At 68.7% G+C, this 20,197-nt stretch carries 16 protein-coding genes; 7 read left to right on the top strand and 9 right to left on the bottom strand.

Annotation, left to right across the window (positions count from 1 at the left end; genetic code table 11):
- Nucleotides 1-22: 22 nt before the first annotated feature.
- Nucleotides 23-694, top strand: coding sequence for a nitroreductase (locus F7R26_RS34680; protein ID WP_150985260.1), 672 nt, complete (start codon nucleotides 23-25; stop codon nucleotides 692-694).
- A gap of 173 nt (nucleotides 695-867) precedes the next feature.
- On the opposite strand, the gene F7R26_RS34685 is transcribed toward F7R26_RS34680, so the two are convergent.
- A complete protein-coding gene (locus F7R26_RS34685) occupies nucleotides 868-3,639 on the bottom strand; it encodes a LuxR C-terminal-related transcriptional regulator (protein WP_150985258.1) in 2,772 nt (923 codons plus the stop codon).
- Between the two features lie 194 nt (nucleotides 3,640-3,833).
- Nucleotides 3,834-5,378 carry an AMP-binding protein gene (locus tag F7R26_RS34690; protein WP_150985256.1) on the bottom strand — a complete coding sequence of 515 codons (1,545 nt, stop codon included), beginning with the start codon at nucleotides 5,376-5,378 and terminating at the stop codon, nucleotides 3,834-3,836.
- A 308-nt stretch (nucleotides 5,379-5,686) separates the two neighbouring features.
- Between F7R26_RS34690 and F7R26_RS34695 the strand changes: the two genes are divergently transcribed.
- The gene (locus tag F7R26_RS34695) at nucleotides 5,687-6,832 is read left to right on the top strand and encodes an acyl-CoA dehydrogenase family protein (protein WP_150985254.1); all 1,146 of its coding nucleotides are present in this window, start codon (nucleotides 5,687-5,689) and stop codon (nucleotides 6,830-6,832) included.
- A 47-nt stretch (nucleotides 6,833-6,879) separates the two neighbouring features.
- Nucleotides 6,880-8,115, top strand: a complete 1,236-nt coding sequence (locus tag F7R26_RS34700) for an acyl-CoA dehydrogenase family protein (RefSeq protein ID WP_150985252.1) — start codon at nucleotides 6,880-6,882, stop codon at nucleotides 8,113-8,115.
- A gap of 11 nt (nucleotides 8,116-8,126) precedes the next feature.
- On the opposite strand, the gene F7R26_RS41865 is transcribed toward F7R26_RS34700, so the two are convergent.
- The 6 genes from F7R26_RS41865 to F7R26_RS34730 all read right to left on the bottom strand — a co-directional run bounded on the left by F7R26_RS41865 (nucleotide 8,127) and on the right by F7R26_RS34730 (nucleotide 13,244).
- Nucleotides 8,127-8,525, bottom strand: coding sequence for a DUF7696 family protein (locus F7R26_RS41865; RefSeq protein WP_150985250.1), 399 nt, complete (start codon nucleotides 8,523-8,525; stop codon nucleotides 8,127-8,129).
- Nucleotides 8,526-8,552: 27 nt separating this feature from the next.
- The gene (locus tag F7R26_RS34710) at nucleotides 8,553-9,263 is read right to left on the bottom strand and encodes a helix-turn-helix transcriptional regulator (protein WP_150985248.1); all 711 of its coding nucleotides are present in this window, start codon (nucleotides 9,261-9,263) and stop codon (nucleotides 8,553-8,555) included.
- A gap of 564 nt (nucleotides 9,264-9,827) precedes the next feature.
- Nucleotides 9,828-11,405: a fatty acid--CoA ligase gene (locus tag F7R26_RS34715; RefSeq protein ID WP_150985320.1), complete on the bottom strand. Its 1,578-nt coding sequence runs from the start codon at nucleotides 11,403-11,405 to the stop codon at nucleotides 9,828-9,830.
- A gap of 64 nt (nucleotides 11,406-11,469) precedes the next feature.
- On the bottom strand, nucleotides 11,470-12,252 hold the full coding sequence (locus tag F7R26_RS34720; protein WP_150985246.1) for an SDR family NAD(P)-dependent oxidoreductase: 783 nt from the start codon (nucleotides 12,250-12,252) through the stop codon (nucleotides 11,470-11,472).
- 313 nt (nucleotides 12,253-12,565) lie between these two features.
- Nucleotides 12,566-12,811 carry a GlsB/YeaQ/YmgE family stress response membrane protein gene (locus tag F7R26_RS34725; protein WP_150985244.1) on the bottom strand — a complete coding sequence of 82 codons (246 nt, stop codon included), beginning with the start codon at nucleotides 12,809-12,811 and terminating at the stop codon, nucleotides 12,566-12,568.
- Nucleotides 12,812-12,842: 31 nt separating this feature from the next.
- Nucleotides 12,843-13,244, bottom strand: a complete 402-nt coding sequence (locus tag F7R26_RS34730; RefSeq protein WP_241754652.1) for a signal protein — start codon at nucleotides 13,242-13,244, stop codon at nucleotides 12,843-12,845.
- A 391-nt stretch (nucleotides 13,245-13,635) separates the two neighbouring features.
- Here F7R26_RS34730 and F7R26_RS34735 point away from each other — a divergent pair, with 391 nt between their 5' ends.
- Both F7R26_RS34735 and F7R26_RS34740 read left to right on the top strand, forming a co-directional pair.
- Entirely contained in the window at nucleotides 13,636-15,915 is a 2,280-nt protein-coding gene (locus F7R26_RS34735; RefSeq protein WP_150985318.1) for a mechanosensitive ion channel family protein, read from the top strand.
- Between the two features lie 323 nt (nucleotides 15,916-16,238).
- On the top strand, nucleotides 16,239-17,393 hold the full coding sequence (locus F7R26_RS34740) for a helix-turn-helix transcriptional regulator (protein ID WP_150985242.1): 1,155 nt from the start codon (nucleotides 16,239-16,241) through the stop codon (nucleotides 17,391-17,393).
- A gap of 9 nt (nucleotides 17,394-17,402) precedes the next feature.
- Here the strand turns inward: F7R26_RS34740 and F7R26_RS34745 are convergent, their stop codons facing one another.
- On the bottom strand, nucleotides 17,403-18,293 hold the full coding sequence (locus F7R26_RS34745) for a LysR family transcriptional regulator (protein ID WP_150985240.1): 891 nt from the start codon (nucleotides 18,291-18,293) through the stop codon (nucleotides 17,403-17,405).
- A gap of 156 nt (nucleotides 18,294-18,449) precedes the next feature.
- Between F7R26_RS34745 and F7R26_RS34750 the strand changes: the two genes are divergently transcribed.
- Both F7R26_RS34750 and F7R26_RS34755 read left to right on the top strand, forming a co-directional pair.
- Nucleotides 18,450-19,658 carry a CaiB/BaiF CoA transferase family protein gene (locus F7R26_RS34750; RefSeq protein WP_150985238.1) on the top strand — a complete coding sequence of 403 codons (1,209 nt, stop codon included), beginning with the start codon at nucleotides 18,450-18,452 and terminating at the stop codon, nucleotides 19,656-19,658.
- A 69-nt stretch (nucleotides 19,659-19,727) separates the two neighbouring features.
- The gene (locus F7R26_RS34755; protein WP_150985236.1) at nucleotides 19,728-20,189 is read left to right on the top strand and encodes a MaoC family dehydratase; all 462 of its coding nucleotides are present in this window, start codon (nucleotides 19,728-19,730) and stop codon (nucleotides 20,187-20,189) included.
- The last annotated feature ends 8 nt before the right edge of the window (nucleotides 20,190-20,197 follow it).

Raw genomic sequence — 20,197 nt, forward strand, 5'->3', positions numbered from 1 at the left:
GCCAAGCCCCAAGGAGAGCAGCGTGAAAGTCAGCATGGCAGTCCAGAGCCGCAAATCGGTACGCGGCTTTCTTCCCACGCCGGTGCCGCCGGAGATCATCCGCGACGTGCTGGAGCAGGCCGCGCGCGCGCCATCGGGCGGCAACCTGCAGCCGTGGCACCTGCATGTGGTGGGCGGCGAGCCGCTGGCGCGGCTCAAGGCCACCATGCGCGAGCGCGTCGCCAGCGCGCCCAGCGGCGAAGGGACCGAGTACGACGTCTACCCGCGCGAGCTGGTCTCGCCTTATCGCGAACGGCGCTTCCAGGTCGGTGAGGGCCTCTATCGCTGCCTGGGCATCCCGCGCGAGAACAAGCCGGCGCGCCTTGCCCAGTTTGCCAACAACTTCACGTTCTTCGGCGCGCCGCTGGCGCTGTTCTGCACCGTTGACCGCCGCATGGGCCCGCCGCAATGGTCGGACCTGGGCATGTACCTGCAAACGGTGATGCTGCTGCTGCGCGAACATGGGCTGGACAGCTGCGCGCAAGAATGCTGGGCGATGTATCCGGAAACCATTGCGGGCTTTCTCTCCCTCCCCGCCGAACGCATGCTGTTTACCGGCATGGCGATCGGCTACGAGGATCCGGCAGCGGCGGTCAACCAGTTGCGTGCCACGCGCGCGCCGCTGGCGGAGTATGCGGAGTTCATTGGCATCTGAACGGGTGAGCCGGTGAACGGGTGAATGGCTGAACAGCCAAGCACCATGACCATGCCGATTTCGTAATCGGCTTGCGCGAAAGGCCACAAGCCAGCGGCACGTCCGAAAGCCCCTCTGCAGGGGTTTCCATTCCCCCGGACGCTGCCTGGGCTCGCCTAATCGCCCGCGCTTCCTTACAGCAAACCCAGTTGCCGCGCGATGGCAACCGCCTGCGTGCGGTTGCTGGCCCGCAGCTTGGCGCTGATATTGCGCAGATGGGTGCGCACGGTGGTCTCCGAGACAAAGAGCCGATCCGCCATCGCCACATTGGAGAAGCCCTCGGCCAGCAGTTTCAGCACTTTCTGCTCCTTGGGCGTGAGCGGTTCCAGCAGCCCATGGCGCGCCTGCATGGCGGCCGGGTCCACAGGCTCCGGCGCGCCGCCGCAGGCTTGCAGCAAGCGCTCCACATACCCCGCGGGCAACGCGCCGCCCTGACGCAGGCAGGCCTCGGCCACCAGCCGGCGCACGTCCGCGCTTTCGTCAGCGAAGATGCGGATGAAGCCTTCCGCCGCGCCAAAGCGCAGGGCTTCGCCCATCGCCTGCAACGCCTGGGGGGCTTCGCCGCTGCGCTGGCAGGCCAGCGCCAGCAGGATGCGCAGCTTGAGCGCCCTGCGCATCAGTTGCGCGCGCTCGGTGGTGGCGAGCTCCGTCTCGATGGCCTCGCGCGTGCGCACACAGGGCTCGGCAAACAGCGCCAGCCGCAGGCGCCCCATGACCACGTCTTCCAGGTCGTTGGCGAAAGAGCTGACCGCGCTCAGGCCGGGACGCGCGCGCCACAGCGCCGGGTCGGCTGCATGCTGCAGCGCTTGCTCGGCGGCATGCTGATTGCCTTGCAGCAGCGCCAGGCGGGCGCGCTCCAGCATGGCGCCCAGCACCAGCCGTGGCAGGCCGCGATGATGGCCAAGGTGCTCGAGGGCGGCCAGCCATTCGTGCGCGCCGTCCACGTCGCCGCGGTCGCAGGCAATGCGGGCCAGTACGGTGTGGCCAGTGATGATCTGGTCGGGCAGGCCGAGGTCGCGCGCGAGCGGTACGTACACGGTGAGCAGGCGCTCCGCGCGCTCGCGCTCGTTGATCTCGTAGAGCGCATCGGCCAGCAGGATGCCGGCCATGGCGTTGCCGTTGGTGGGGCCGTAGCGGTTCGGCAGCATGGTGCTGGCGGCAATGCGAAACCGCGCCAGGGCCTGCTGCAGGCGGCCCTGGCGCAGGTCGATCAGCCCCTCCACCGATTCCGAGAAGATCTTGTTGAAGTTGCTGTCGGAGCCGCGCACCACCTGGCGGGCCACGCCCAGCAGGCGCCGCGCCTCGCGGTAGTCGCCGGTGACGGCGGCCATGCGCGCCATCGAGGTGGCAAGGATGGAGTCCGGGAACGGATAGCCCATGGGCAGCGGCAGCGGATCGTCGCGGCTGCAGGCGCGCGCCTCGTCGAAGCGGTCCATCATGTTCAGCAGCATATGGCGCAGCGCGCGCACATGCGCCAGCAGGTCGCCCTCGGCGCCGGCTAGCGGGATGGTCTGCAGCAGCGCGATGGCATCGGCCGGGCCGCGCGTAAACGACAGCGCCCACACATGGGCGATCTGCAGCTTGGGCCACGCGGCCAGCGCGTCGGCCGGCACCGCGTCCAGCCAGCGCGTCAGCAGGCGCATGCGGCCCTGCGCCAGCAACTCGTCCACCTTGCCCGCCAGCAGCGGCAGCGCGTGGTCCACCGCGCCGGCCGCCAGCGCATGCTCGATGGCCGGCACCGGCCGGCCCTGCTGCTCGTACCAGCGCGAGGCGGCCATCTGCAAGGCGGGCACTTCGTGCGGCATGGCCTGCTGCAGCTGCGCGCGCAGGAAGCTGGAGAACAGGCTGTGATAGCGGTACCAGCGCACATTGGGCTGATGGGCCTGAGCAGACGGCTCCGCGCCGCCGTGGCGCTCGCCATCCAGCGGCATCAGGAACAGGTTGGCCCGCTCCAGCCAGGCGAGGATCTCCTCGCTGTCGGCGGTGCCGCTCACGGCATCGCACAACGGCCCGCTCAGCTGGTCGAGGATGGAGGTGCGCAACAGGAATGCACGCACCGCGTCGGGCAGGTGCAGGTAGACGTCTTCCACCAGGTAATCGGCAATCGCGGCGTTCGAGCCGGAAAAGCCAGCGATGAAGGCGTCCGGCTGGCCGCGCCGCTCCAGCGCCACCGACGCCAGCCACAGCGCCGTGGCCCAGCCTTCGGTGCGCCGGTGCAGGGTGGAGATGGCCGCGGGCTGCAGCGCCAGGCCGCGCGCGCGGCGCAGGAAGGAATCGGTCTCGTCGGCGGTGAAGCGCAGCTGGGCCGGCTCGATCTCCAGCAGCTCGCCACGCGCGCGCAGCCGCGCCAGCCCGGACTCCGGCACCCAGCGCGTGCCCACCACCAGGCGGGCGCCGGGTGGCAATTGCTCCACCACTTGCCAGACCAGGCCGGCCACGGCGGGGTTCTGCAAGGCCTCGAAGTCGTCCAGGAACAGCGTGAAGGGGCGGTCGTGGGCCGCCATGCGGTCGATCAGCGCAAGCGCGTGTTCGCCTGCCGACTGCGGCGCGGGCTGGGCCGCGGCGAGCGGCGCGCCGCCCTTGCGCAGCACCAGCTCGAAGGCGGCTTCGAGCGAGCCGAGAAAACGCGTGGCGTCATTGTCCGCGCGGTCCAGCGTGAGCCAGGCGGTGGCCACGCCTTCGGCGTCCAGCCGCGCCCGGCATTGCAGCATGGCGGTGGTCTTGCCGAACCCGGCCGGCGCGCGCACCAGCACCAGCTTGACGAAGCCGGCCGCGCACACGGCGTCGCAAATGGCGCGGCGCTCCACCTGGAACGGGGTCAGCATGGGCGGGCGCAGCTTCGCCACCAGCGTGGCGGCGCGGGCGGCGCCCCGTTGGCCCGCGCTGGTCTCCTCGATTGTTGCCATTCGCCGTGTCTTCCTGTTGGCGGCGGCGTCCACGAGCGGTGGATGCCACGCGATCGGCACCGGCTTATGGTTGCCGGCTGCTGGCGCCACATGCGCCAGGGATCGAACGGCTGATTATGGCGTAAACGCCCGCCCTGCATGCGCCGCCGCCGCGATGCCGGGCGGGTGGCCTCGATGCTGACCACACAAGCAAGCTATACCAGCTTGTTCTCCCGCCCCGCCCAGTAGCGCTCGCGCAGCAGCCGCTTGAGCAGCTTGCCGGTGGGCAGGCGCGGCAGCTCGGCGGCAAAGTCCACCGAGCGCGGGCACTTGATGGCGGACAGGTGGGTGCGGCAGAAGGCCAGCAGCTCGTCGGCCAGGGCCGGGCTGGCGCGCGCCATGTCGAGTGGCTGCACCACCGCCTTGACCTCCTCGCCAAAGTCCTCGTTGGGCACGCCGATCACCGCCACGTCCATGACCTCGGGATGGGTCATCAGCAGGTTCTCGGCCTCCTGCGGATAGATGTTGACCCCGCCCGAGATGATCATGTTGGCCTTGCGGTCGGTCAGGTAGAGAAAGCCCTCCTCGTCCACGTAGCCAACGTCGCCCAGCGTGGTCCAGCCGGCGTGCACCGGGTGGCGCGACTGCGCGGTCTTGTCGGGATCGTTGTGGTAGACGAAGCTGCGCCCCTCGGCGAAGTAGATGGTGCCGGGCTCGCCCGGCGGCAGCAGCGCGCCACTGTCGTCGCAGATGCGCAGCTGGCCAACGGAGGCCCGGCCTACCGTGCCTTTATGGGTGAGCCAGTCGGCCGAACCCACGGCGGTGGAGCCATTGCCCTCCGTGCCGGCGTAGTACTCCCAGATGATCGGCCCCCACCAGTCGATCATCTGCTCCTTGACGGCCACCGGGCAGGGCGCGGCGGCATGCACGGCAAAGCGCAGCGAGGACACGTCATGGCGCAGGCGCACATCCTCGGGCAGCTTGAGCATGCGCGAGAACATGGTCGGCACGACCTGGGTATGCGTGATGCGGTGCTGTGCCAGCAAGCGCAGGAATGCTTCCGCGTCGAAATGCTCCATCACCACCGAGGTGCCGCCGAGCTGCTGCACCGCCATGTTGTAGCGCAGCGGCGCGGCATGGTAGAGCGGTGCCGGCGAGAGGTAGCGCGTGTCCGTGCCGAACTGGTAGAGAGACTGGCACATCAGCACCAGCGAGCCAGGCACGTCGATCTGCTGGTTGGCTGGGGGCGTGAAGACGCCCTTGGGGCGGCCGGTGGTGCCGGAGGAGTACAGCATGTCGGTGCCCGCGCATTCGTCCTCGATGCGCCACCCGGGGTACTGGGCCAGCGCCGTCTCGTAGGCGGCAAAGCCCGGCACCGCGCCATCCATCATCAGGCGCGCGACCAGGCCTGGCACCTTGGCCGCCACGCCCTGCGCCACGGCAGCCTGCGCATGCGAGGTGACCAGCATCCTGGCGCCGCTGTCGGCCACGATATGCGCCGCATCGTCCACGTTCAGGCGCGTGCTGATGCACACGTAGATCAACCCCGAGCGTTGTGCGCCCCAGCACAGCTCGAACAGGCGCGGGTGGTTCTCCAGCAGGAAGGCCACGCGGTCGCCTGGCTGCAGCCCGTGGTCGCGGAACAACCGCGCCGCCTGGTTGGAGCGCTCGTCAAGCTCACGGTAAGTAACGACGGTGCCGCCGGCCATGATGATGGCCGGCTTGTCCGGGGTGCGCTGCGCATGAACATGCGGGTGCATGACTGACCCTCCTGGAAGTGGGTGTGGCCGAACTGGGTGACTGGGTGACTGCGTGACTGGGTGCGTTGGAAACTTCGGTATCGCGGAACCGGCAGGGATGGCATTGCGTGCGGCACATTGTCGGGACAGGTACCCCGGGCGGGCATCGTCGGATGCGACGAACGCGCCTTGGTGCAATGCCGCAAACGCCGATGGGGCCGCCCGTGCGGCGCGCCGCGCGCCAAGGCGATTCGTCGCATCCGACGATGCGAACTGGCGGCCTCTTCACATAATGGCAAGTGCCCCAGCAACCGCGCCAAGGAACCACCGTGGATTTCCAATTCAGCGAAGAACAATCGATGCTGCGCGACACGCTCGCGCGCTACCTGGCCGACCACTACAGCTTCGAAGCCCGCCAGGCGGCAATCCGCTCGCCCGCTGGCTGGCGGGCGTCCTGCTGGCAAGCCCTGGCGCAGGAACTAGGGCTGCTGGGCGCCGCGTTCCCGGAACGCTTTGGCGGGCTCGGCGGCAATGCCGTTGACCACACGATCGTGATGGAGCAGTTCGGCCGCCACCTGGTGGTCGAGCCCTACCTGTCTACCGTTGTGCTCGGCGGCGGCGCCTTGCTGCATGGCAGCGAGACGCTGGCCGCCAACTGGCTGCCTGCCATCATCGGCGGCGAGGCCACCGTGGCCTGGGCGCACGCCGAGCCGCGCAGCCGTTACTGCCTGCATGATGTGCAGGCCAGCGCCGCCCGCGCCCAAGGCGGCTGGCGCCTTGACGGCCACAAGGCCGTGGTGGTGGCCGCGCCGTGGGCCACGCACCTTGTGGTAAGCGCGCGCACCAGCGGCGGCCGGCGCGACCGGGACGGCATCAGCCTGTTCTGGATCGCGCGCAACGCGCCCGGCGTGACGCTGCAGGAATACCCTACCGTGGATGGCTCCCGGGCCGCCGACATACGCCTGGACAACGTCTTCGTGCCGGATGGCGGCTTGCTGGGCGCCGAGGGCGAGGCGCTGGCGCTGATCGAGCGCCTGAGCGACGAGGCGGCGGTAGCGCTGTGCGCCGAAGCCGGCGGCGCCATGAGCCGCATGCTCGGCGACACGGTCGACTACGCGCGCCAGCGCAAGCAGTTTGGCGTGCCGATTGCCACTTTCCAGGTGCTGCAGCACCGCATGGCCGACATGTACGTGCAACTGGAGCAAACGGTGGCGCTGACACAAGTCGCCGCCATGCAGGCAGGCGCGCAGCCCACGCAGCGTGCGCTGGCGGCCAGCGCCGCCAAGGCGCAGGCCGGGCAGGCCGGCAGGTTCGTCGGCCAGGCCGCGGTGCAGATCCATGGCGGCATGGGCGTGACGGAGGAGCTGGCGGTTGGCCATTACTTCAAGCGCGTCACCGCGATCGACCTGCAGTTTGGCTCCGCCGAACACCACCTGCGCCGTTACGCCGACCTGCTGTATCCGGCTGCCGCGTGAGCCCACGCATTCCTGCCCCGCACTGACGAACATCCCGAGGCCCATCGATGAATCTCGATTTCTCCCCGCAAGAGCTGCAGTTCCGCGACGAGGTCCGTGCCTGGATCAAGGAAGCCTTCGACCCCGGCCTCAAGGCCCTGATGGCGCGTACCAAGAATGGCTACCTCGACAAGGAAGGCCAGGTGCGCTGGCAGAAGAAGCTGTTCGAGCGTGGCTGGGCCGCGCCCAACTGGCCCGAGGAGTACGGCGGCCCGGGCTGGTCCCCGGCGCAGCGCTACCTGTTCCAGGCGGAGACGGCTGCCGCCGGCTGCCCGACCGTGTCGCCGATGGGGCTGAAGATGGTGGCGCCGGTGATCATGAAATACGGCACCCCTGCGCAAAAGGCGCGCTTTCTGCCGCCGATCCTGCGCTCCGACATCTGGTGGTGCCAGGGCTACTCGGAACCCAACTCCGGCTCCGACCTGGCCTCGCTGCAGATGCGCGCCGAGCGCGGGAGCGATGCGCACGGCGAGCACTACATCCTCAACGGCTCCAAGATCTGGACCACGCACGCGCAGTGGGCCGACTGGATGTTCTGCCTGGTGCGCACCAGCCGCGACGCGCGCCGCCAGGACGGCATCTCCTTCGTGCTGGTGGACATGCGCACGCCCGGCATCACGGTGGCGCCGCTGCCCACGCTGGATGGCCCGGTCGAGGGCCAGCAGGAAGTCAACCAGGTCTTCTTTGAAGATGTGCGCGTGCCAGTGGAAAACCGTATCGGCGAGGAGGGCCTGGGCTGGACCTACGCCAAATACCTGCTTGAGTTCGAGCGCGGCGGCAGCTACGGCCCGATGCTGCGCCAGCAACTGGCCAAGGTGGCGCACATCGCGGAGAAAGAGCCCGGCGAGGATGGCGGGCGCTTGCTCGACGATCCGGGTTTTCGCCGCAAGCTGGCCGAGCTGCACGTGCGCGCGGCCGCGCTGGAGGCGAGCGAGCTGCGGCTGTTCTCCAACGTGACGTCGGGCACCTCGATCGGCGCCGCCTCCAGCATGCTCAAGCTGGTGGGCACCGAGACCATCCAGGCCATCAGCGAGCTGGCGGTGGAAGCCGCCGGCCCGTACGCGCTGCCCTTCGTGCAGGACGGCTGGGGCGAATTGCAAGGACGCGCCACGGGGCCACAGGTGGGCCCCGACTACGCCGCGCCGCTGGCGCCGCGCTACTTCAACTACCGCAAGGCATCGATCTACGCCGGCTCCAACGAGATCCAGCGCAACATCATCGCCAAGCTGGTGCTAGGGCTGTAAGCCAAGCCAGGTCAGTGCAGCAGCCCGCCCGCCGGGCTGCGTTCCTGCCCGGCGGCCTCGCCGGCTGCCGGCCCATCGACATCCCCGCAATCCTCGCAGCCCACGCACTCGGCAAAGGGCACGGCCGGCTGGCCGGCGTCCACCTCCTCGCCGGCTTCCAGCGCCGCGGTCACCGTGGCCCGGATCGATTCCGCCTTGAGCAGCAGGCGCAGGGCGATGTCGGCGCCACGGCTGGCCGCCACGCGCGCGATGAAGGTCCGGCGCGCCGGTTCGCCCAGCGTGGCGACGTGCGCCGCTTCGCACAGCACATGCCATGCGGCTGGCTGGCCGTCGAACTGTTGCCGGCGGCGCAGCAGGGTGGCGTCGATGGCGGCGGCGATTTCCGCGTCCCTCACGGTGTGATTGCGCATGGTGCTCTCCTGAACGGGAAACTGGGGTTAGGGCCAGGCGCGGGCCGCGCCACGATCATGACTGCCGTGGCTGCTGCCCGTCTGGAACCTGGCGCCGCGCTGGCGGGCGGCATGGATGGCTTCGCTCTTGTTGCTGACCTGCAGGCGCTGGTACAGCAGCGCGACATGGCTCTTCACGGTCGCCACCGAGATATTGAGCAGGCGGCTCACGGTCTTGAGCGCATAGCCGTGCGACAGCAGGACCAGCACCTCGTACTGGCGCGGCGTGAGCTTCAACATGCGCGCCTCGTCGCGCAGCAGGTCGATGCGGGCGCCTTCCGTCGCCAGTGCCTGCAACGGCGCCGAGGGGTGTGGGGCCGGCTGGCGCCACTGCGCCCCATCGGCCAGCACCAGCCGGATCGCCGCCCCGATCGCCGCCAGCGATGACGCCTTGGGCAGCCACGTGCAGATGCCCCAAGCCAGGTCCGGCGGCAACACGGGCGGTAACGTGCCATCGACCAGCAACAACAGGTACTGCGCCGATAGCACGGTGCGTGCGGTCTCCAGCAACGCGAGCGCGCGATCCTGCGCTGGCGGCAAACCGAGGATCACCAGCCCGATGTCATTCATCTGCCCCTGCAGCATGGCGAGATCGGCCGGATCCACGCAGATCACGTGGCCCAGGCCCTCGACGCCGCCCAGCATGCGCAGCAGGCCGAGCCGCAAGAGCGAGTTGTCTTCAAGCAGGAGTGCGTTCATGACGGCGTGCCTCCCTGCGAGCTGCTGCGTTCCGGTTCCATCTGCTCCCCCTTTGGCAACGACATGCCCATCCAGCTTGGCTGGTATTCGCGGCAACGTTGTCACAGGCAATACCGCAAGCCGCGTGCCAGCGGCAAGGCGTTGAGCGCAGCGGATGCGAGGGGGATTGCGGCAGGGGTGGCGCCGGCCGCAAAGGCAGGCGCCATAACGGCTGGCGGGAGGGCGTGCCGGGCAGGGGGGACCTGGCGGCGCCCCTTGCCAGCCAGCGGCGGGCCGGCTGCATGTTACGCGTTACGTAACGCGTTCCGTGGGGCAGGTGGGGGCATTCAGGGAGAATGTCAGCTTGCTGACAAAGCCGGCTCTGCGTTGTCGTGCTGGAAAACACCACGGGCTTCGCTTTGAGTGGCTTCTGGCTAAGCCACCCCTCTCCCCGGCCCTCTCCCCATGAGGGGAGAGGGAGTAACAGCCGTCGTCATGGCGCGCGGCTTTGGCCCGTTCGGCGGCTTCGGCTAGTGCTCCTGGCCTGTCGGCGTACCGAGCGTCTTGCATTGCTGTGCGCCAACCTCAGTTGACCCGCCGGTTGTACCCTTCCCAATATGGCTCGCGCAGCTTCCTGCGCAGCAGCTTGCCGGAGGGGTTGCGCGGCAGCGCATCGGCAAACTCGATGCTCTTGGGGATCTTGTAGCCGGCCAGCCGCTCGCGCGCCCACGCCACGATGCTGTCGCGATCCGGCGCCTGCCCGGGACGGGGCACGACAATGGCCTTGACCGCCTCGCCCCATTTTTCGTCGGGCACGCCGATCACGGCCACATCCGCCACCTGCGGGTGGCCATAGATCGCGCTCTCGACCTCGGCGGGATACACGTTCTCGCCGCCGCTGATGATCATGTCCTTGACCCGGTCGTGGATGTAGACATAACCCTCGGCATCGAGAAAGCCCGCGTCGCCGGTGCGCAGCCAGCCGTCGGCGTCGATGGTGCGTGCGGTCTCGTCGGGCTGCTTCCAGTAGCCGGCCATGTTCTGCGGCGAGCGGATCATCAGCTCGCCGACTTCGCCCGGCGGCAGGCGCCGGCCTTCCCAGTCCACCACCACCACTTCCACGCCGGGCAGCGGCTTGCCGGCGGCCCGCATGCGCGGCACGTCGTCGGTAGTGTGGTCTTCCGGCGGCAGCGCCACCACCGTGCCGGTGGTCTCGGTCATGCCGTACTGCTGCGCAAACCCGCAGCCGAAGACTTCGATGCCTTCGCGCAGCAAGGCGGCCGGAATCGGCGCCGCGCCATAGAGCAAGGTCTTCAGGCGGGAGTAATCGATGCTGCGCGCGCGCGGATCGCGCAGCACGAACTGCATCGCCGCGGGCACCAGGAACAGCTTGCTGACGCGCTCGCGCTCAAAGAAGTCCAGCACCGCGCCGGGATCGAAATCGCGCGCCACCACGCCCTTTGCCCCCGCGAGCAAGCTGCGCAAGCCCCAGCCCGAGCCACCGATGTGCGCCACCGGCATGGCCACCAGCGAGACATCGTCGTCCGTCCAGCGCGACCAAGGGATATCTTCGCGCTCGCTGGCCTCGGTGCCGGCGGTCAGGTTGCGGTGGGTCAGCATGGCGCCCTTGGGGCGGCCGGTGGTGCCCGACGTATAAAGCTGCAGCACCACGTCGTGCGCAGCGGGCTGGTGCGCCGGTGGCGTGGGCGCCTGCGCGTCGCGCCACGTCACATAGGCGGGCCAGTCCGGCTGGCCGCCTTCCATGGCGATCACCTCGCGCACCAGCGGCAGCGTGGGCAGCAGCTTGCGCACCAGGTCTACCGATTCCGGCCCCACGAACAGCAGCGCGGCATCGGAGTGGCCGACGATATAGCCCACCTCCGGCGGCGCCAGGCGCCAGCTCGCGGGCGCCATCACGGCGCCCATCTTGGCTGCCCCCAGCAGCAGCTCGAAATAGTGATCGCAGTTCTTGCCGATATAGCCGATGCGGTCGCCGGGCCCGACCCCCGCTGCAGCCAGCGCCTGGGCGACACAGTCGCTCTGGCGGTCCAGCGCCAGATACGTGGTCAGCCTGCCTTCGAAAGCATAGGCCACCGCATCGGGCCTGCGCTGCGCGAAGTGGCGCAGCGCATGCGGCAGTGTGGTCAGGTAACTGAAATCCATCAGCGTCTCCTTCTCTCGGTCCTGCTGCATGCGCGCGTCCTTTTTATTGTTGTGAACTGCCGGATCAGCGCGGGGCCATGCGGATGGCACCATCGAGCCGCACCGCTTCGCCGTTGAAATAGCTGTTGCGGCACATCTCCAGCGCGAGCGAGGCAAACTCCTCCGGCGCGCCGAGCCGTTTGGGGAACGGCACCGAGGCGGCCAGCGCCGCCTTGACGTGTTCCTGCGCGCCTTGCAGGAGCGGCGTGTTGAAGATGCCGGGCATGATGGTGTTGACGCGAATGCCTTCGCCAGACAGGTCGCGCGCAATTGGCAGGGTCATGCCGACCACGCCGGCCTTGGAGGCGGAGTACGCCGCCTGGCCCATCTGCCCGTCCTGTGCCGCCACCGAGGCGGTATTGATGATGACGCCGCGATCGCCGTCGCGCGCATCCAGCGTGAGCATGCCGGCGGCCGAGCGCGCCAGGCAGCGGAAGGAGCCGATCAGGTTGATCTGGATGATGCGCTCGAACGCGTCCGAGGCGAAGAAGCGGATCTGGTCCGGCGCTTCCTTGGCGCGCGATGCGGTCTTGATGGCGTTGCCGGTGCCGGCGCAATTCACCAGGATGCGTTCCTGCCCGAGCGCAGCGCGCGCCTTGGCAAAGCCGGCCTCGACCTCGGCTTCCGACGTCACGTTGACCTGGCAGAACACGCCACCGAGCTCGCGCGCCACGGCCTCGCCCTTTTCCGCGTTCATGTCGAACAGCGCGACGCGCACGCCATGCGACGCCAGCGCCCGTGCAGTGGCTTCGCCCAGGCCCGACGCGCCGCCCGTGATCACTGCCGTTACCGATGCATTGAGTTCCATCTTGTCTCCGCGTTGTCTTGATGTGTGTTGATGATGTGTGTTGAATCTGTGCTGAACCATTGCCCGCATTCCCCGTTCCCCATCGGCGCGCAGCGCTGCGCCTGGGCGGGATGCCGGAGCCCGGCGAGCCGAATAAAACGGGCTTGCCAGCGTGGTATGGAGATTCAGGGATGACGGCGCGCAACGCATCGTCCGAAGCGACGAATGCATGACAGCACATCAAGCACATGGGAGCGTGAGCACGCCTGCGCGCGGCGCGAATGCTGCCGCCCGCGGGCAGCAGCATTGGCCACTTGAAGAATACGCGGCCTGTCTAGCGCCGCGTTGCCAGGTGATACAGCGCCAGCAGGATCACGGCACCCAGCACGGCGCCGACAAAGCCGGCGGACTGGCCAGGGCGGTACCAGCCCAACGCCTGCCCGAGGAAGGTCGCTGCGAGCGAGCCGACGATGCCCAGGCCGGCGGTCAGGAAAAAACCGCTTGGCCCGCGCCCGGGCGCGAGCAGCCGCGCCACCAGGCCGGCGAGAAAGCCGATGAGAATCATCCAGATCAGGTGCATGTCATGCCCTCCTGGCGGCGCTTCGCGCGGCTCACTTGCATGCCTTGCCGTGATCCGCGTGGAAACCTTGCGCGGTGGCGTCGGCTTCACTCATATAGGCGCCGTTCTTGGTCTTGCCGTAGTACTTCGTGCCCGGGCAGTGATAGACCTTGGAAGACTTGTTGGCCCATACCTGCCCAGGGCCGCCACCCGGTACCGCGGCGGCGGCGGGCGCGGCCGGCTTGGCCATCGGCATGGAGGCTGCGGGTGCGGCGGGCTTGGCCATCGGCGCGGCAGCGGCGGGAGCCGCGGGCGTGGTTTGAGCGCGCGCCAGGTGCGGGACCGAGGCGATGAGCGCTGCGGCCAGCAGCATGGGCAAGCCGATGCGCCGGCCAAACGCGGCGGGCGAGGCGGTAACGGCGGTAACAGCGTTCAAGGCTTTCATAGCATTCATGACAGGCTCCTGCGGTAACAATGCCATTGGGACAACGAAACGACAGGGCTGCATACAGCCGCAACCCGACCGACACGCAATACCTCACTCAACGGCCCGCACCGTCACTCCGTTGACCGCAAGCGGCCGGCACGGGCTCGCTGCCATGGTACGCCTGCTGCACGCCACCCGCTGCTGCTGCCATGCAACACGCCTTGCCGGGTGCCCTGCGCGAGCGGCAACGCCGATTGCGGCGCCGCACGAATCCACGGCGTGTGCGGTATCCGCAATGCGCTACAGTGTCAAGCATCCCCCGGGGTTGCCCGGCTCTCTCTACCCGCATGAGATGACGCTCGTGATCAGGTCCCAATTCACATTACCGGCCGCATGCCGGCCACGCGCACTGCTGTCGATGCTGATGCCGATGATCTGGCTGGCGCTGGCCGCGCTTGCAGCGCAGCCAGCACTGGCGGCGCCGGCCGGACTGGCCTCGCTGGCGGCGGTCGTCAAGGCCGAGTCCGCGCCGGCCTCGCAGCCCGCGGCCAGCGAGCCGCTCGCGCAATCGCTCGACCAGCTCATCACCACGTTGCAGAGCGACAAGGACCGCAAGGCCCTGGTCGACCAGTTGCAGACGCTGCGCAAGGGCATAGGCGGGGCCAGTGCGGCGTCGGCGCCACAACCCGGCCTGCTCGGGGCGCTGGCCGAGGCGGTCGACCATCTCGATACGTCGCTCGGCAAGGACAAGGGGCCGTGGCACTACTGGCGCTGGCGCATCAATTTCGCGGGCGAGGAGTGGCTGGCCGCACTGACCATGAACGGGACGCGCTCGCCCTGGCAATCGGCACGGGAGTTCTCCACCGTGCTTGCGGCCTGGTTCTTCGCCGGATGGCTGTTGCGCGAGGCGGTGAGGCGCGTGCGCAACCGGCGCCTGCAGCCAGCGGTACGCCATGAACTGCCCGCAGTGCCGTCCTGGATGGACGTCGGGCTTTACATGCTGCGCAGGGTGGCGCCGTGGGTGGTGGCCTTCGCCCTGGCGATGCTGCTCTCGAGCGGTATGTTCGGTCGCTCGCCCGCCAGCATGGCCGGCATGGTGATTGCCTATTCGGTGGTGGCCGGCGCCGTGATGGGCGCGGTGTGCCAGGTCATCTTTGCGCTGTTTACCTCGGCGCACCGCGCCCACGCGGTGCGCGACCTGCTGCTGCACTCCCGCAGCCTGCTGTTCACTACCGGCGCGCTGGCGGCGCTGGGCGACGTCACGACCGAGGCGCGCGTGATCGCCTCGCTTGGCGCCAACCTGTCGGCGCTGATCTCCACCGTGGCCAACATCGCCGCGGCGTTGCTGATCGGCGCCTTCACGCTGCGCTTTCGCCGGCAGATCGGCCAGATCATCAGCAACCGGCCGCTGGCTTTCCGCCAGGAGCATCCCGCAATCATGGACCTGTTGCGCCTGGTAGGCGCGAGCTGGCACCTGCCGGTGCTGGCGGTAGTGGTAGCCTCGGTGGCCGGCACGCTGCTGGCCACAGGCTACGCAGACATCTTCCTGCGGCGCACCGTGGCCTCGGTAGCGCTGTTCGTGGCCGCGCTGCTGCTAACGCTGATCTCCGGCCGCTCGCCCAAGGCCACGCACCGCGCGCCACGCTTTCGCGACCGCCAGCGCTCGGCCTACCTGGCGCGCTTCGCGCGCTTCGCGACAGCGCTGGTGCGGGTGGTGATCTGGTTCGCCTACTTCGAGCTGGCCAGCCGGATCTGGGGTATGTCGCTGCTCTCGGTGATTGAATCCACCGCGCTCGGCAAGCGCATCGGCGAGGCCGTGTTCAGCGTGACCAGCACCGTGCTGCTGTCGTGGCTGCTGTGGCTGCTGATCGATACGGCCATCACCCAGACGCTAACGCCCGCGCACGGCCGCGGGCAGGCGCCCAGCCTGCGCGCCAGGACCATCCTGCCGCTGGTGCGCAATGCGTTGTTCGTCGCGCTGCTGGTCATCACGCTGATCGTGGTGCTGGCCAACCTCGGTGTCAACGTGACGCCACTGCTCGCCGGCGCCGGCGTGGTCGGCCTGGCCATCGGCTTTGGCGCGCAAAGCCTGGTGCAGGACCTGATCACCGGGCTGTTCATCGTGGTGGAGGATTCGATCGCCATCGGCGACTCGGTGGAGGTGCCCGACCATATCGGCACGGTGGAGGCCATGACCATCCGCACCGTCAAGCTGCGCGACGGCAAGGGCGCGCTGCATATACTGCCCTACAGCCAGATCAAGGCCATCAAGAACATGTCGCGCGGCTATGCCTTTGCCGTGTTCAACATCGGCGTGGCGTACGGCAGCGACCTCGACCAGGCCATCGAGCTGATCCGGGAGACCGGCGCCGAGGTGGCGCGCGATTTCCGCTACGCGCGCAACCTGCTTTCCGGGCTCGACATCCTGGGCCTCGATCGCTTCGACCCCAACGGCTCGGTGGTGCTGGCCCAGTTCAGGACCCGCCCGCTGACCCAGGCGGAAATCACGCGCGCGTTCAACGTGCGGCTCAAGCGCAAGTTCGACCAGCACGGCATCAGCATGGCCACGCAGCGGGTGACGGTGCAGGTCGAGGGCGGACTGGGGCTTCCCCCGGCGCAGGACGCGCAGGCCTCGGAGCTGGCAGCCGGCGCCGGGGGCGCCGCTGCGCTTTCAAAGGGTGCGCCCGGGCCAGGCTGAGTCGCTACGCGGCTCGCAAAGCGCACGCAGAAACGGGTACGCTTCGCGCTGCCATCGCCCGTTTCGCAGGCATTTCAGCGCTGAAATAATTTTTAATAATTACCCAGGCGACATTCCCTGTTTGCGAAGTTATGCTCGCATGCGCATAATGCCGCCACACGGTAACGCGCAGCGCTGACATGCCCGGCATGCCGGGGGCCTGGCGCCGTCCGGTGGCAACCGCCACTTCGGAGCCGGCCACAGCGAGCCAGCCGTACCGCTACCAGCGGGCCAATAAAAAAAGAGCAAAGCAGGATCGGGCGAGAGCCACCGGGGAAAACACTATGGGCGAACATCCGTCGGCGGATGAAGACTTCCATCGTCTGATCGATTCGATCTACGAGTCGGCGCTTGACGTCACCGCCATGCCAGCCGCGCTGGATCTCTTCTCCCGCTATACCGACATCGAAAGCCCGCATTACCTGGTCTGGGACAAACTGTCCGGGCAAGCGCGCCTTGGCGTCACCCCGCATGGCTGCTTCCCGGCGCAGGGCACCTACGTGCCGGAAGGCCTGCATGCGCTGGCGAGCCTGCCCAGGCGCGCGCTCGCGGGCGATCACCCTGGCGACCCGCAGGACGGCGCACCCTGGCGCGCGCCGGCGCATGGCGCCGACCTGGCGCATGGCGTGCGCCTGCTCGATACCGCCGAGGTCTGCGTGCTGATGGGCGGCACGGACCGGGGCGGCCGGCTGGATACCGGTTTCGACGGGGCGCAGGGCTCGAGCCACCGCGGCAAGCGGCTCGCGCGCGTGCTGCCGCACTGGGCCCGCGCCGCGCGCATGCAACAGCGCAACTTCGAGTTGAGCGGCCTGGCGGCCCTTGGCCTGGCCGGGCTGGATACGCTCGACTTCGGCGTGATGGTGCTGCAGGCCGATATGCGCGTGCGCTACGCCAATATCTGGGCCGAGGCGCTGGTGCGGGCCGACAGCCAGCTAGCGCTGGAAAACGGCATGCTCAAGGCTCACGACCAGACCCTGCACGCCACCCTGCACAAGCTGCTCGACCGCGCCATGCAATCCCGCGGCGGCGAGGCGGCGGCCGGCTCGTGGATGCACATCACGTCGGGTGGCCAGCCGGTACCCATCATCGTGCTGCCGCTGGTGGCCCGCCAGCCGGTGGAAGGCCCGTGGCAACTGCCGTTCGCGATGGTGCTGATGGGCAATTCGGAATCGCGCTCGGTGCTCGACAGTTCGGTGCTGACGTCGCTGTTTGGCCTGTCGCGCAAGGAAAGCCTGATTGCCATCCGCCTTGCCGCCGGCGAAACCCTGGCCGAGATCGCGGACCACGAATTCGTCTCGCCGCACACGGTGCGCGTGCATATTCGCGACATCCTGCGCAAGACCGGCACCCATCGCCAGAGCGAGCTGGTGCGCCTGCTGCACCTGCTGCCGGGCGTGGCACTGGAGCGCGCCGGCGCGGCGCGTGGCGCGCGCGCCTGATCCGCTGGCCTAGGCGACCACGGTGCTGGCGACCTCCAGCAGGCGCTGCACCTGCCGGTCATCGCTATCCGTGGACGTGGCCAGCGCGATGCCGATGCGCGCCGCCGGCCGCGGGCTGGCCAGCCGCAGGAAACGCACGCGCCGGTTGATATAGCGCGCCGCCACGCTGGGCACCAGCGCCACCCCCAGGCCGCTTTCCACCAGGCTGACGATGGTCTGCACCTGCACCGCCTCTTGCGTCACACGCGGCACGAACCCGGCTTGCTGGCACAGCAGCATGGCGATGGCCTGCAGGTTAGGCACCTCGGCGCTGGGATGCATGATGAAGGGTTCCCCGGCGAGCGCCTTGAGCGCAATCGCGTCACGCTCGGCAAAGCGGCTATCGGCCGGCACCGCCGCCACGAACTCGTCGTTCTCCAGCGGCATCAGTGTGTAGCCTCCGCTGTGCAAGATAGGAAAACGCACCAGCCCGGCATCGAGCTGATGGCGCTCGATCCGGTCCAGGATCGACGCCGAGGTGGATTCGTGCAGGATCAGCTCGATCCCCGGGTGCGCGGCCCGAAACGCCGGGATCAGCTTGGGCAGCAAGGCGTAGGTTGCCGAGCCCACAAAGCCCACGCGCAGTGCGCCGCGCTCGCCATGCGCCGCCGCCAGCGCCGCCGCGCGAGCCTGGCCGGCATGGAACAGCGCGCGCCGCGCGTCATGCAGCGCGGCTTCGCCAGCCTGGGTCAGCCGCACCCCGCGCGAGGTACGCACGAACAGCGGCGTGCCGAGCGCGTCTTCGAGCTTACGGATCGAGATGGACAGCGGCGGCTGCGCCATGTGCAGGCGCTCGGCCGCGCGGTGGAAGTTGCCGGTTTCGGCCAGGGCGACGAACTGCTGAAGTTGACGAAGGTCCACGCTGATGTCCGCATTGATATCTGGAGGATATCGAATCCTAAAAATCTAATATTAGACGCAAGCGACCCGCCTGATCTACCCTGTGGCATCCGGCGCGCCCCCGGGCACCCCGCCCGGCGCAAGCCAGGCACAAGAACAGACAGGAGACACCCAGGCATGTTGCCCCTCTCAGGCATCCGCGTGATCGACCTATCCACGGTCGTGATGGGCCCTTACGCCAGCCAGTGGCTGGCCGATCTCGGCGCCGAAGTCATCAAGGTGGAGCCCCCCGAGGGCGACTCCACGCGGCGCACCGGCCCGGCCGCCGAGGATGGCATGTCGGCCATCTTCCTGGGCGTGAACCGCAGCAAGAAAAGCGTGGTGCTCAACCTCAAGCTGCCCGCGGCGCAGGCCGCGCTGGAGCGCCTGCTGGCCAGCGCCGATGTGTTCATGCACAGCATGCGCCCGCAGAAACTGGCCGGCCTCGGGCTGGACCCCGCCGACGTGATGGCGCGCCACCCGCGCCTGGTCTACGTGAGCTTGCTGGGCTTTGCCGAGGATGGCCCCTACGGCGGGCGCCCGGCCTACGACGACATCATCCAGGGCCTGTCAGGCAATGCCGCATTGATGGCCGCGCAGACCGGCACCATGCGCTACTTCCCCACCATCGCGGCCGACAAGACCAGCGCTCTGGTGGCGGCGCTGTCGATCTCGGCGGCCATTGTCGGGCGCGAGCGCCAGGGGGGCAAGGGAGCCCTGGTGGAAGTGCCGATGTTCGAATCGATGGTGGCCTTCAACCTGGTCGAGCATCTCTATGGCCAGCACTTCGAGCCGCCGCGCGGGCCCACCGGCTATCCGCGCGTGCTGGCGCCGCTGCGCCGGCCCTACCAGAGCGCCGACGGCCACGTCTGCATGATGCCGTACACCGATGCCCACTGGCGCGACTTCTTCACCGCCGCAGGCCGGCCCGACCTGGCCGCCGATCCGCGCTTTGCCGGCATCGCCGCGCGCACGCAGCATATCGAAACCCTCTACGAGCTGACCGGCGAGATCGTGCGCACGCGCACCAGCGGCGCCTGGCTGGCGCTATGCGAAACGCTGCAGATCCCGGTGGCGCGGGTCAACCAGCTCGCGGAGCTGGTGGATGACCCGCACCTGCGCGCCACCGGCTTCTTCGACACGCTGGACGACCCGGACATGGGCACCCTGCGCTTTGCCGGCGCGCCGGTGCGCTTTGACGGCCAGCGCGCGGCGAGCGCGCTGCCGCCACGCCTGGGTCAGCACACCCGCAGCCTGCTTGAAGAGGCGGGCCTGAGCGGCGAGCAGATCGAAGAGCTGGGCCGCACCGGCGCGGCCTATTGTGCGTCGCCTGCCACTAATGCCTAACCCTGCCGCATTCCCGCTCCTAACATAAAGGAAGCCGGCCGCCGATGGCGGCCCTCAACAGGAGACGCCGTGCCCCATACCCAACTCCCCCGCCTCGGCCAGGGCTTTTATTGGCAAGACATCAAGGAAGGCCAGGCCTTCCAGACCTTCCGCCGCACCGTGACCGAGACCGACCTGATCAACTTCATTTCGGTCACCGGCATGCTGGAAGCGATCTTTATCGAGGCGGGCTATGAAGGCGGTGCCATCCATGGCCGGCCTGTGCCCGCCGCGCTGACCTACGCCATGATCGAAGGCTTCATCCTGCAGACCATGATCCAGGGCACGGGGCTGGCCATGCTGGAGCTGACGCAGAAGATCCACGCCCCGGTGATGGTGGGCGACACCATCTGGGCCACGGTCACGGTGACCGGCATCCGCCCCACGTCGCGCAATGGCCGCGCCGTGGTGGACTCGGACATCGAAGTCTTCAACCAGCGCCATGAGCGTGTCATGACGTATTCCGCCCGGCGCTTGCTGGCCGGCCGCTAGCCACACGG

Source organism: Cupriavidus basilensis, assembly GCF_008801925.2.
Classification (GTDB): Bacteria; Pseudomonadota; Gammaproteobacteria; order Burkholderiales; family Burkholderiaceae; genus Cupriavidus; species Cupriavidus basilensis.